Source organism: Clostridium acetobutylicum ATCC 824 (assembly GCF_000008765.1).
Taxonomy (GTDB): Bacteria; Bacillota; Clostridia; order Clostridiales; family Clostridiaceae; genus Clostridium_S; species Clostridium_S acetobutylicum.
Genome location: NC_003030.1, coordinates 1,621,800 through 1,635,128, shown reverse-complemented (window position 1 = coordinate 1,635,128; position 13,329 = coordinate 1,621,800). Strand labels below are relative to the sequence as shown.

At 31.4% G+C, this 13,329-nt stretch carries 14 protein-coding genes and 1 riboswitch; of the genes, 3 read left to right on the top strand and 11 right to left on the bottom strand.

Annotated elements, in window-relative coordinates; translation table 11 throughout:
• Positions 1-33: 33 nt before the first annotated feature.
• The 4 genes from tlp to CA_RS07765 form a co-directional block, all read right to left on the bottom strand.
• A complete protein-coding gene (tlp, locus tag CA_RS07780) occupies positions 34-261 on the bottom strand; it encodes a small acid-soluble spore protein Tlp (RefSeq protein ID WP_010964796.1) in 228 nt (75 codons plus the stop codon).
• A gap of 191 nt (positions 262-452) precedes the next feature.
• Positions 453-713 carry a YkuS family protein gene (locus CA_RS07775; RefSeq protein WP_010964795.1) on the bottom strand — a complete coding sequence of 87 codons (261 nt, stop codon included), beginning with the start codon at positions 711-713 and terminating at the stop codon, positions 453-455.
• Positions 714-824: 111 nt separating this feature from the next.
• Positions 825-3,131 carry a glycosyltransferase family 2 protein gene (locus CA_RS07770; protein WP_010964794.1) on the bottom strand — a complete coding sequence of 769 codons (2,307 nt, stop codon included), beginning with the start codon at positions 3,129-3,131 and terminating at the stop codon, positions 825-827.
• Positions 3,132-3,441: 310 nt separating this feature from the next.
• Complete coding sequence (locus CA_RS07765; RefSeq protein WP_010964793.1) at positions 3,442-3,960, bottom strand: nitroreductase family protein; 519 nt, start codon at positions 3,958-3,960, stop codon at positions 3,442-3,444.
• Positions 3,961-4,108: 148 nt separating this feature from the next.
• Between CA_RS07765 and CA_RS07760 the strand changes: the two genes are divergently transcribed.
• The gene (locus CA_RS07760; RefSeq protein WP_010964792.1) at positions 4,109-4,435 is read left to right on the top strand and encodes a winged helix-turn-helix transcriptional regulator; all 327 of its coding nucleotides are present in this window, start codon (positions 4,109-4,111) and stop codon (positions 4,433-4,435) included.
• A gap of 28 nt (positions 4,436-4,463) precedes the next feature.
• Here the strand turns inward: CA_RS07760 and CA_RS07755 are convergent, their stop codons facing one another.
• On the bottom strand, positions 4,464-5,192 hold the full coding sequence (locus CA_RS07755; protein WP_010964791.1) for a DUF554 domain-containing protein: 729 nt from the start codon (positions 5,190-5,192) through the stop codon (positions 4,464-4,466).
• 241 nt (positions 5,193-5,433) lie between these two features.
• Between CA_RS07755 and CA_RS07750 the strand changes: the two genes are divergently transcribed.
• Entirely contained in the window at positions 5,434-6,312 is an 879-nt protein-coding gene (locus CA_RS07750; protein ID WP_010964790.1) for a LysR family transcriptional regulator, read from the top strand.
• 54 nt (positions 6,313-6,366) lie between these two features.
• On the opposite strand, the gene CA_RS07745 is transcribed toward CA_RS07750, so the two are convergent.
• Positions 6,367-7,329 (bottom strand): Gfo/Idh/MocA family protein, encoded by a 963-nt coding sequence (locus CA_RS07745; RefSeq protein ID WP_010964789.1) that lies wholly within the window; start codon positions 7,327-7,329, stop codon positions 6,367-6,369.
• A 355-nt stretch (positions 7,330-7,684) separates the two neighbouring features.
• Between CA_RS07745 and CA_RS07740 the strand changes: the two genes are divergently transcribed.
• Entirely contained in the window at positions 7,685-8,710 is a 1,026-nt protein-coding gene (locus CA_RS07740) for a branched-chain amino acid aminotransferase (RefSeq protein WP_010964788.1), read from the top strand.
• A 118-nt stretch (positions 8,711-8,828) separates the two neighbouring features.
• On the opposite strand, the gene rpsD is transcribed toward CA_RS07740, so the two are convergent.
• From rpsD to CA_RS07715, 5 genes are all read right to left on the bottom strand, one after another.
• Positions 8,829-9,407, bottom strand: coding sequence for a 30S ribosomal protein S4 (gene rpsD / locus CA_RS07735; RefSeq protein WP_010964787.1), 579 nt, complete (start codon positions 9,405-9,407; stop codon positions 8,829-8,831).
• Positions 9,408-9,697: 290 nt separating this feature from the next.
• Positions 9,698-10,306, bottom strand: coding sequence for an ABC transporter permease (locus CA_RS07730; RefSeq protein WP_010964785.1), 609 nt, complete (start codon positions 10,304-10,306; stop codon positions 9,698-9,700).
• Entirely contained in the window at positions 10,303-11,067 is a 765-nt protein-coding gene (locus CA_RS07725) for an ABC transporter ATP-binding protein (RefSeq protein WP_010964784.1), read from the bottom strand. Before CA_RS07725 ends, CA_RS07730 begins: the two co-directional genes overlap by 4 nt.
• A 25-nt stretch (positions 11,068-11,092) precedes the next feature.
• A complete protein-coding gene (locus CA_RS07720) occupies positions 11,093-12,004 on the bottom strand; it encodes a glycine betaine ABC transporter substrate-binding protein (RefSeq protein WP_010964783.1) in 912 nt (303 codons plus the stop codon).
• Positions 12,005-12,014: 10 nt separating this feature from the next.
• Entirely contained in the window at positions 12,015-12,671 is a 657-nt protein-coding gene (locus CA_RS07715) for an ABC transporter permease (protein ID WP_010964782.1), read from the bottom strand.
• 486 nt (positions 12,672-13,157) lie between these two features.
• A riboswitch (glycine riboswitch) is annotated at positions 13,158-13,247 on the top strand.
• The last annotated feature ends 82 nt before the right edge of the window (positions 13,248-13,329 follow it).

Genomic DNA, 13,329 nt, shown 5'->3' with positions numbered 1-13,329 from the left:
GTTATATAAATCACCCTTCTTAAAATAAAATGTTTATTTGTATCCTTTTTCTTTAGCCCTAGCTTCATCCTTAATTTCTGATTTAAACTCATCTAGTGCTGCTTCTCTTCTACAATTTTTAGCCTTTAAATCGTCTTTATTTTTTTCTCTATTAGTATTTTCAATCATTTCATTTGTCTCATGAATGTTCTCAATTGTATTGTCTATGCTTTGTTGAATTCTATCAACATTATCTCTTCTATCATCTGGTTTACTCTTCATAAATAAGCATCTCCTTTTTTTATATTCTTCTTAATAAAATCACAACTTCAGATCCATTTTTTATTTTTCCCACTCATAACATCTATATGTATATATATTTTTAGAATAATTTCAAGAATAATATAAATAAACCTCCTAAGCTATCTTTCAATAAAATCTTATTGAAGTTTAGCAAAGGAGGCTTTTAACTATTATCTACTTGTTTTTTGTTCAATCATATTTTTTACTTCTTCTCTTGTCAAACCGCTGGCATTAACAATAGGAGTTTTTGTTGATGTATTGCAAAATCCCATCATGTTGGTATTATAATCTGCTGTAACAACTGCATCAAAGCTATCGCATTTTGCAGCATTATTCTCAAGATTTCCACCTAAAAGTTCTACTGAATATCCTTCATTCTTTAGATAATCTGCTATTGCAGATAATCCACTTTCTACTCCAATCTTTTTCATATGCTATCACCTCAACTTTATTTTCCCCAGTGAACCTGGTGATATGCATGTTTATTTTTTGCAAAAATTAAAGTATTTCTATATTGTGCTTTTAAAATTTTTAACCATTTATTACTTCACAGCAGCTACTTTCTCATGTATATTCAATTCTTCGTTATATACAGGAACAGCTTTTAATAACTCTAGCAAATCATGATCCTTAAATTCATCGTAATTTGTCACCTTGTATATCGATACCTTTTTTCTATTTCTCTCAGAAAGTGTTTTATCGTAGGTGCAATTAAGATTAATATTAAATTTCTCTGATAATGGAAGAATAAAACTATCGTATTCCTGCACACATTTAACTGCAATATACATGTAATTAAAATCCACCACATGTATTCCTTCTTCATTTTTTGAAACTAATATTTTTACTTTTTTGTCAATTTTGACTCTTGGAAGTTTTCTATTTAACGGTACAATCCTTTTTTTCCTATTTATTATATTTCTTAATACATTAACAGTCATATAGTCTCTTTTTTGCTTTTCAGGAGACGGAGGTACTCTATCATATAGTATTAGTATTAACTCTGAAAAGTTTTTCTCATCAATTTCAGTAATGTTAAACGCGTATTTATGACCATCTTTAAAATTATCAACTCTAACTATTTTTCCTGAAAATTCAGCTGAATTTCTAGCTGTCTTTACTCCTATACTGTAATTTTCATTTGGATCTATACAAATAGGTTTTTCTAATTTTATAGATATACCTGTTTCAGATATATCTATGGTTTTTCCATAAAGTTTCTGCTCATTATTAACCACATAGGCTTCTTCTGAAACAAACATTCTTTCATTATTTCTAAATTTAGGTCTTTCAGAGGCAAAGAAAATCGCCATAACTAGCAAGTAAAAATTATAAGTAAGCCAAAATAAATTGATTATATATTGTGCTTCAAAATTGTTAGTAACATATAAGTATATTATCCTTACAATCCCAGCAAACGAAAGAACAGCTAGAACAATTTGAACTCTAACAAGCTCAAATCTATTTGTAAAATTGTCCCTTCTTACATTTTCCTTTGGAGTCACCTTGAATTTGGACATTTTAAATCCAAATGTTTCTTTTAAAATTCCCACTGTTATCTGTGGAAATAATATTGTGTCATATATGTGAGTCCATGAAACGCTTCTTACCTTTTTAGAAAAATGATAAAAAGTTAAATTAGTAAAGATAAACATAGGAAGCCATACTTCTAACATTTGAATTGCCGAGGTTGATAATACAACAACACCAAAAACAGAAAATACTATCGGTGCCATAAAAAATATTAATCTCCATAATCCAAAATACCAATACGAAAAGGCACTAAAGTACATTAATTTTTGATAAATATTAAGTCCCCTCATAAATAAAGGATTAAACGCTTTAAAAGTTTGTATTACGCCTCTTCCCCAGCGTATCCTCTGGCTATATAAATCTTCAAGGCTTTCAGGTGAAAGTCCAGATGCATGTGTTTCATTAAGGTATATACATTTATATCCTTTACTTTGAATCTTCATACCTGTGGCAAAGTCCTCTGTAATAGTTCCAACAACTAGTCCATTTATTTCATTTAAGGCCTCTCTTGACAATACAGTATTAGAACCAGAATAAATTATTGCATTAAATCTATTTTTTCCTGCTTGTATTAACCTAGAAAATAGGTTTTGTTCATTAGGAACCCTACTCTCGTTAAACAAATTATACTGAAATGGGTCTGCATTATAAAAATTTTGAGGAACCTGTACAAATCCAATTTTATCTTCAACCATAAAAAATGGAATTGTTTTAAGCAAAAAATCATGCATTGGAATCATATCTGCATCAAAAGTAACTACATAAGGTGATGAAGTTTGTTTTAATGCATTATTAAGGTTTCCCGCCTTCGCATGAGTATTATCTTCTCTCGTTATATATCCTACCTTTAAACTCTCACATAATTCTTTTATGTCTTTACGGTTACCATCATCACATATATAAATATGGACCTTGCTTTTATCAGGATAGTCCATATTTTTGCAGCCTATTAAAGTCTTATATAATAAATTCCTAGGTTCATTATAGCTTGCAATAAAGATATCAACGTGAGGAAACTCTTTATCCTGCACTTCTGGCGTTGATGGCGTATTTGTATCCCAAAGCGTCAAATAAAACATTGAAGATTCTAAAAAACCGATTGTCTCAGCGATAAATAAAACATATCCTGCAATTAAAGCTATATCTCCATAACCTCTTGGTATTGTGTATGCAAATCTCCAATACAAGTAGATACCATAGCTTATATAAAACACCATAAGTATTATCACTTTATAAAATAGATGCGCTTTGCCTTCATTTACAATCTTTCCAGCTTCATCTTCCTTATTTCGTTCCTTTCTCAATCCTCTTTTCATTAGTACACCTACTTTGATAAAATTTGATATTTTAAAAAAACTGTATATAATACGCCAGTTTGTATATATTTTATTCAACTTTATTAGACATTTAATGTCTTTTTTATCTTATTTTACACAGTTGTCTACATAAAATATCATTAATACTAGTATCGATATTTTAATTAAATATTTAATATGACTATAATCACAAAATTCAAGCTGATTATATCAATAATACCTTTCCTAATAATTCACAATGCATAACAAGTTTTTAAAACAAAAAGCCGCAGACTTTACTCTACGACTTTTGTTGAAATACCGTATTTTATTATAAACTTTCAAATTTAACCGTTTCTGAAATTGCCTTTCTAGTTTTATTGTGCCTATCTGGAGACAAACTATCACCACTACTATAACCAACAGCTAAAATATTGACTGGTTCTAAATTATCAGGTATATTAAATTCAGTCCTTAGCACCTCAGGTTTAAAATAACATATCCAAACTGTTCCCAGTCCAAGCTCCGTTGCTTGAAGCATCATATGGTCTGTAACAATTGCTGCATCAATGTCTGTAAGCTTCTTTCCGTCAAACGGACGCGTCCAAGTTTCATTTACATCGCTGCAAACAATTATTGCACACTGTGCACCATAAATATTAGCGGCTTTTCCGATCTTATTAAGCCCCTCTTCTTCTTGTACAACAATCAATCTCTGTGGCTGTTTATTCCCTCCTGTAGGTGCAATATGTCCAGCTTCTAATATTAAATCCAGCTTTTCTTTTTCAACTTTTTGTTTTGTATAATTTCTAACTGAATATCTTTTTTTTGCTATATCTAAAAAATTCATTCTTATTACCTCTCTCTTTTATTTGATTTTTTATAGATTAATCTTGCTCACCAAATTAATCCATGATATCATTTTAACAGTAATTTTTATTTAATCAAGAATGTACTTTTTTGTAACATACTACCCAAAAAGAAAGTGAGTGTACATAATGAAAGATATTAAAACATTTAGTTGTCCAGTAGACGCTACTATAAGCCTAATTGGTGGAAAATATAAAGCAGTTATTTTGTTTCACTTAATAGGCAAAACTCTCCGTTTCAATGAATTACACAAACTTATTCCTAAAGCAACACCAAAAATGCTTACACAACAATTGCGTGAACTTGAAAGTGATGGACTAATCATCAGAACTGTTTATGCTGTAGTTCCTCCTAAAACAGAGTATTCCCTCTCTAATTTTGGAGAAAGCATAATTCCTGTAATAAATTCAATGTGTGATTGGGGTGCTAAGTATTTAGAAACTTATAATAATTAGTATTTTGAAAGATTTATACCTTACTGCTTTATAACATTGGTAAAATCCAGTTTACCCACAGCCAACTAAATGGCATCACTAGGACCATTGCTGGTATCATATCTGCAATGGGAAATTCTTTTAGTTTAACCATTCTAAAGCCTGTTGCAAGCATAAGGAAACCTCCGCAGGCTTTAAAATCAAAAACCATACTTTGTGTTGTAAGTGGAAAAATAACTTTTGCTCCTAAAAACAACAATAAGAAAATAAAAAACTGTGGAATTGCAACAACAGAAACCACTAAACCAAGATTACATGCAAAAATAGCAGCTGTAAAAAAGTCTAATATAGATTTTGAAATCAATACTGTATTATCCCCAGTCATCCCTGCTGTCAATGAACCATAAATACCAGTTCCACTTGCACAAAATAGCACAATAATTGTTACTAGTGTTGATATAAACTCCTCATTAGATAAATTAGAGTTCTGATTTCCAAATAATTTCACAATAGGTTTTTGCATCTCTTCTGCTGCTTTATTAATCCATTTTCCAAGATTTAATATAATTCCAACTACTGTTCCTAAAACCACTGCAAAAACAACAGCTGGCATATTTTTCATAAGTCCAATGGAACTGATGCCCATTCCCATTGAACAAACTCCTAAAACAAGTGTTAAGTTTGCTTTAAACTCCTTTGATAATTTTTTACCTGCAAGTGTTCCTGTAATACCTCCAAAAACTACAGATAGCACATTAATAATTACTCCAGCTAGCATAATTCTTCTCTCCTATTTTCTCTTTAGAATAATTTTCAAAACATTCTTTCTAATCAATAAAACAGTCAATATCTTAATTTACTATAGATATGTGTAAACACTCCTAAAAGGCACTAAAGATAGTAGAATAGCTTGTCCTTTATTTACCTAAATTTATTCTATAGCAAAGAAAATATAAAATCAATTCAGCTTTTATGCTATACTATTCCATATTAGAATAGTTAAAAATAATGGAGGCATAATGAATATCGAACGTTTTAGATACTTTATAGATTTGACCAAAACTTTAAATTTTACTGAAACAGCAGAAATAAACTTTACAACTCAAAGCAATGTTTCAAAGCAAATTATGGCTTTGGAAAAAGAATTAGATACAATTTTATTTATACGTGAGCATAAAAAAATAACATTAACAGAGGCTGGAAAAACCTTACTTCCTTATGCTGAAAAAATCCTAATAGACTATTGTGAACTTCATAGAGCAATTCTTCCATTTCAAAGCTCTAAATTCTCCACTCTAAAAATATGCGCTATTCCAGTCATGGCAAATTATAATGTACCAGGAATAATTGCAAAGTTTCACAATAGATATCCTGACATTCTTCTTGATTTAAAAGAGGTTGAAAGTATAAATATACTAAAAGAATTAGATGCTGGTTCTTGTGATGTTGCATACACTCGTATTTTTAATGCAACTTTAGATAAATATGAAAAAGTCGTTGTTGAGTCAGATAAGTTTGCAGTAGTTCTTCCTAAAAATCACTATCTTGCAAAAAAAGAAATTATTTCGATTTTCGAACTAAAAAATGAGCTTTTCTTTCAACTTGATAAAAGTACACAGCTTTTCAGTTTGTTTTATTCTACATGTCAAAAAGCTGGTTTTGAGCCTAAAATAAGCTATACGGGAACTCGTATTGATAATATTTTAGACTTTATCTCTAACGGTATGGGAGTCTCACTTATGATGCAGAACTCCATTAAACTTCTTAACTATTCAAAAATTACAGTGATTCCTATAGATGTTACAATTAAAAGCGAATTGGCTTTTGTAAGATCAAAACTTAAAAAACATTCATCTGCTTCAAATAGCTTTTGGAATTTTCTACATAAAAGTTTATAACATACACCCTTAACTCTTTATAGCTATGAGTGTATGTTATAAAACTTATAAGTATTAGAAGTTCTTTTTAACATCATCAATAATTTTCATTATTTCAATTGAGTCTTTCCAACTCATAATTTCGCTTTGAAGCTTTCCCTCCAAAATGCATTTATTTACCTCTTTAACCTGATATTCAAATCCATTTATATCAAATGGCATCTCTATTTTTTCTTCTTTCCCATCAACCAAAATATAAGCTCTATTAGCATTTGAAAACTTAGGTACACAAATTCTTCCTTTAGTTCCGATAATGTTAGCAGTTCTTGTGGTATCAAGATTTATGGCCGCATAAAGCTGAGACTGCTTTCCACTTTCATATACTAAATTTATTGAAACGCATTCATCTATTCCTGTTTTTCCTATATAAAAATTACTTTTGATACTCCTAGGATGATTTCCAAAAACAAACGAGCTATAAGATATGGTATAAATCCCAACATCTAGCAGGGCACCTCCACCTAATTCCTTATTAAACAACCTTCCATCAGGATTGAATTCTGCTTTAAACCCAAAATCAGCTTGCAATAAACGAACTTCTCCTATTCTTCCTTCACTAATTAAGCTTTTAATTTTCTGATTAATTGGTAGAAATCGAGTTTTCATTGCTTCCATGAAAAACAACCTGTTTTCTTTTGCAATTCTTATTACTTCTTCAATTTCATTTTCATTCATAGTGACAGGTTTTTCGCATAGTACAGCTTTCCCATTCTTTAGGCATAGTATTGAGAGTTCTTTGTGAAACACATGTGGCACTGAAATGTATACAACATCTATGCTTTCATCCTCAACAAGCTGTTCATAGCTTCCATAACATTTCTTAGAAGGAACCTCATACTCTTTTCCAAAGGCTTCAGCTTTCTTTTTATTTCTTGAGGCAACAGCATAAAGCTCCACTGAATCCATAGATTTTATGGTTTGAGCAAACTTATTTGCAATATTTCCAAGTCCTAATATTCCCCATCTTATTTTTTTCAATATGTCATCCCCCATTAATTAAATTTATAATTTTTTAGTAATAAACTTTATTTTATTATAACATTCTGCATATTTTATACAAATTACCGTTGATTATTTTCATTTTTAATATAAAATTAAATTAAGGGGGCGATTAATACAATTAGTAATTTTAGGGGCAAGCAACTTTCATAAAACACAATAGAAATAGTAATGAATTTCTTTTTTTATATTCCAGCTTGCAAAGTAAAAGATGATGTATACAGCGTTAATCTACTCATCATGAGGTTGACCTTCAGCTTCAGTACATATTGTTATTGATAAGGTTAATGGAGTATAAATCAGCAATTATTATACATGAAAGGGTGTAAAATTAATGGAAAAGAAAAATATAGATTGGGCTAATCTAGGCTTTGGATACGTTAAAACAGATAAAAGATTCGTATCTAACTATAAAGATGGAAAATGGGATGATGGTGCATTAGTTTCAGATGCTACCATTGCTATTAGTGAATGTGCAGGTGTACTTCAATACTCTCAAGCATGCTTTGAAGGTATGAAAGCTTACACAACTGAGGATGGACATATTGTTACCTTCCGTCCTGACTTAAATGCACAGCGTATGGAAGATTCATGTAAAAGATTAGAAATGCCTGCATTTCCAAAGGAAAGCTTTGTAGATGCTGTTGTAAAAACTATAGAGGCAAATTCTGAATGGGTACCTCCATATGGAAGTGGTGCTACACTTTATATTCGTCCATTTATGTTTGCTTCTGGACCAGTTATTGGAGTTAAACCAGCAGATGAATATCAATTCAGAGTATTTGCTACACCAGTTGGTCCATACTTTAAAGGAGGAGTTAAGCCTTTAACTTTACGTGTTAGTGATTTTGATCGTGCTGCTCCAAATGGTACTGGACACATCAAAGCTGGGCTTAATTATGCTATGAGTCTTCATGCAATTGTTACTGCACATGAAGAAGGCTTTGATGAAAATATGTATTTAGACGCAGCTACTAGAACAAAGGTTGAAGAAACTGGTGGAGCTAACTTCCTATTTGTAACTAAAGATAATAAGGTTGTTACACCGAAATCAAATACTATTCTTCCTTCAATCACACGTCGTTCTTTAATGACAGTTGCAAAAGATTACCTTGGACTAGAAATTGAGGAGAGAACTGTTTACCTTGATGAAGTAAAAGATTTTGCAGAATGCGGTCTTTGTGGAACAGCTGCTGTTATCTCACCAGTAGGAAAGATAGTAGATCATGGCAAAGAAATTTGTTTTCCAAGCGGAATGTCAGATATGGGACCTATCACTAAAAAATTACGTGATACATTGACAGGTATTCAAATGGGTCATATTGAAGCACCTAAGGGATGGCTTAAAATAATCAAATAAATAATATTTTAAAGGAATGGGCTGTTGCAAAACTAAAAAAAAGTTTTGTAACAGCTTTTTTCGTATATAAAAGAGGACAGATCACAATTTTTAGTAAGAATTGTGACCTGTCCCCACTTTAATTTTTAGAATAGAACTCCAAAACCTTGGAGTATTTCACCATAACAGGTACTTCCACAGACTTTGGAAGCCTAATTAATCTACCTGAAAAACTTTCAGTATCTTTTTCAATATAAGTTACAGCTGGAATTATTGTAGTAAAATTAGATGCATAAGTTTGAATCTTTCTGGACTTACTTCTTAGTGATACTTCATCCCCTATATTTACCTTGTAGGATGGTATGTCTACCTTTTGTCCGTTTACAAGAATATGTCCATGACTCACCATTTGTCTTGCCTCTCTCAAAGTTGAACCAAATCCCAATCTATAAACTAGATTGTCCAACCTTCTTTCAAGACTCTGCACCAAAATATCTTCAGACTTTTCTTTTGATTTTAATGCATTAAATACAATTTTTTTAAATTGCTTTTCTAAAACCCCGTAGTAAGCCCTCAGCTTTTGCTTTTCCAACAGCTGTTCACCATACTCCGAAAGTTTGTGTTGTTTTACACCTCTGTTTAATGCCTTAGGGTGTCCAAAAACATTAACCCCCAAATGTCTTGCTAATTTAAATCTAGGTCCCATAAACCTTGCCATATTATTCCTCCTACTTTTTTATAGTATATGCGGTAATAATTTGGCGCCAGTAGCCGTGAGAAAATAATAACACAATAATGCAAAATTGTAAATGAGAATATTTTTCATTTGCGAATATAAAATGTGATTACACTCACTTAAGCTCGCTAAAACAAAATATAGTACTATAACATATGATAATAATTATCAATTAAATAGAGGAAGTGATATTATGCTACCCAATGTTGTTTTAATTACAAATGAGAGCAGCCCAAGCTGCCCTCAAAGTGTAGACAAAGTAACACTATTCTCTATATTATTTTTTCCATCTTGCTAAGAATTGCATTTACACCTATCGCTAAGCTTGCTGCTAATATGCTTCCCCAAACAATCTCGTATACGTTCATTGTACGAAGTCCATCTGATAGTACACTGCCAATACCACCTGCATTAATAAACGCAGCTATAGTTGCAATTCCTATAGTTGAAACTACTGACAAACGAACACCCGTAAAAAGTGCCTTTTTAGATAATGGTAACCTTATTTTAAATAGTATTTGCATGTTAGTCATTCCCATACCAGTTGCTGCTTCAATAATAGAAGGTTCCACTTCATTTAAACCTGCGATAAAGTTTCGAAGCAACAAATATTGATTATAGGCTATCAGAACTATTATAGCTGTACCCTTTCCAAGTCCACTCACAGGAATTAACATAGCAAAAAGCGCTAAGCTTGGTATGGAATAAACAACTGAAAATACGTGTATTAATATTTCCGATAATATTCTCGAATATATAGCAATTATGGTCAATATTGATGCTATAAAAATTGAAATCAAAAGCGTAATAATCACTATCTCTAAGTGTTCAATAAGGGCCCAACCTAACTTATCCCAATAATCCACTACATATTCTATCACCCTAATTCCTCCCAAAGGCGTTCTTGATTTCGTGATGATGAGATTAATGATGATACAAATTCATCTGCTGGATTTTTAACAATATTTCTTGGTGTATCAAACTGGCATATTCTCCCCTTATCCATAATAATTACTCTACTGCCAAGTTTAAAAGCCTCGTTAATATCGTGGGTAACAAATATAAATGTCTTTTTTAATCCACCATGAATATGCAAAAGTTCATCTTGAAGTTTCATTCTATTTATTGCATCAATAGCTCCAAAGGGCTCATCTAAGAGCATTATCTTTGGATCAACTGCTAAGGCCCTAGCAAGACCAATCCTTTGCTGCTGACCGCCTGATAGCTGTGACGGATACCTTTTCTTAAATTCATTAGGTTCTAATCCAACAAGGTGCAATAATTCATCTATTCTTTTTTCAATTTCTCTTTTATCCCATTTTAGCAATTTAGGTACCGTTGCAATATTATTCGCTATTGTCATATGCGGAAATAACCCTACCTGCTGAATTACATATCCTATACTTCTTCTAAGCTTAACTACATCAATCTTCTTAATATCCTCATTGAAGAGAACAATACTTCCTTTATCCGGTTCATATAGTCGATTAATCATTTTTAGTAACGTAGTTTTTCCACTACCTGAAGAGCCTAGTATGGTAATAAACTCTCCCTCCTCTATAGTCAAATCAACATTGTCTACCGCCTTGTATTTTGCATTGCTAAATTTTTTACTTACATTAATGAACTCTATAGCCTTCAAGACATGTTATCCTCCTCTAATTAAACTACTTAATTGAGTTATAAAACTCTCTAGCTACCTTTGCATAGTCTTCTTTATTAACATCAACCCTCGAATTTAATTTAGTAACTGTCTTAGTATCTAGCTTAGAACTTATCTTATTTAAAATGTTTGCAATATCAGGATGTGCCTTTAAAACATTATCACGAACAACAGGAGCTATATTATAAGGTGGCCATACTTGCTTATCGTCTTTTAGTAATGTAAATTCCTTTGTATTCACTAGCTGCCCTTCTGTAGTGTAAGCTGGCGCAACATCTGCTTCATTATTTTTTAGCACCTGATATTTTAATGCATTATCATATATTTTTGACGACTTCCATTTAAATTCACCATATACCTTAGTCAAAGCTGGAATTCCATCTTCTCTCTGGTCAAACTCACCTTGAGATGCAAACCTAAGCTCACTTGCATGCTTCTGCAAATCCGATATTGTTGTAATTCCAAGCTTTTTTGCTATATCAGTTCTAATAACAAGCCCCTGACCATCATTAGCTTTCGAATAATTTAGCCACGTAATTTTAAATTGTTTTTTATAGTCATTTTTTACTGTATTATAAACTTTTTCTGGATCTGTCAACGGTTTTTTCTTAAGTACAGACAATAGACCTGTACCTGTATACTCTGGATATAAATCAATTTGATTATTTACAATGGAGGTATGAATTACTGATCCAGCTATATTTGATACCCTTTCAACCCTATAGCCAGCATTTTTTAATGCTAAAGTATACACCTCTCCAATAATTAAATTTTCGGTAAAGTCTTTTGATCCAACGCGAATCGTTCCACTTTTATCTTCACCACTTTTAGTTGTTTTACCTGCACAAGCTGTTAAAGATACTGCAAACACTATAGCCAAAGCTGTTACCATTATTCGCTTAATGCTTTTTTTCATTTCTACATTCCTACTTTCTTATATATTTGTATTTGAGCAAAGCTCTATCAATGAAATTAAGCAGTACTCCTGCTATAATAGATAACGCCGCAACAGAAATACCACCAATTAAAATTAAATCTGTTCTATTAAGGGCTAACCCTGTAAAAATAATGTCTCCAAGTCCTCCTGCACCTATTTTAGAGGATAAAGTAGCACTTGCAACAATTTCAATCATAGCTGTTTTAATTCCCGTTAAAATCATAGGCATAGCTAAAGGAAATTTAACCTTTAGTAATACCTGCTTTTCAGTCATACCCATTCCATAAGCTGTCTCAAGCATAAAGGCAGGCGTTTCTTCGAGACCAGATGCTGTATTCATTAAAATAGGTGGAATAGACAATAACACTAATGCTGTCATTGCAGGCCTAAGACCTATCCCCATTATAGGAATTAAAAGTATTAAGATTGCCAAACTTGGAACTATCCTAAGTGATTGAAAAATTATTAAGATAGCATTCTCATATCTTCTGTATTTTACACAAGCGTATCCCAAAGGTACTCCAATGACAATGGATACCATAAGTGCCAATAAACTAATTTTTATATGGCCTCTAACTGATGCAAGATACGTACCCATATTCTTATTGAAATAATCTATAATCTGCAATTTAATATCACTATTCAAAACAATCTCCTCTTCATTTCTTCTCCTACAATATATTGTGTACTTAATATGAATTTATATTACAAAGGACCTCTAAATAAAACTATTTCTTAAAAAGTTTTAACTTTAAACTTTTCTTCTCTTATTGTTCTAAAAAAGTATATATAAAAAATGCAGTACTAATAATTTAAAAATTTACTAGTACAGCATTTTTTTATTAATAGTTTAAAAATACGCAACCTGGTAATTATTATAATAGGATTGATTTTGCCTATAGCCATATATAACAACTTTATATGAACAGAATTTCAATAATGACACAAAACTCATTTTTATACTTTTTTCTTAACAAACTGAAAAAATTGTTGCTTTTTCTTTAAATATATATTAATATATAACAGTAAAATTTAATTGTTCAGATGAAGTTAGCGGGAGAGCTTTGGCTTTTGCCATACACCGAAGAAGTAAATCTTTCAGGTATCTATTTAATTAGAGATGACCGCTATTGGATGAACCCTTGGAGAGACTCTTAAAGAGCACCGAAGGAGAAAGCATAAAAAAAGCGAAACTCTCAGGTAAAAGGACAGGGGACAGATAAAATATCTTACACAAGTAATATGATAAATTACTTCAATTCATATCTTATCTATTCCCATTTGTGTCTCCAATCATAAAATAT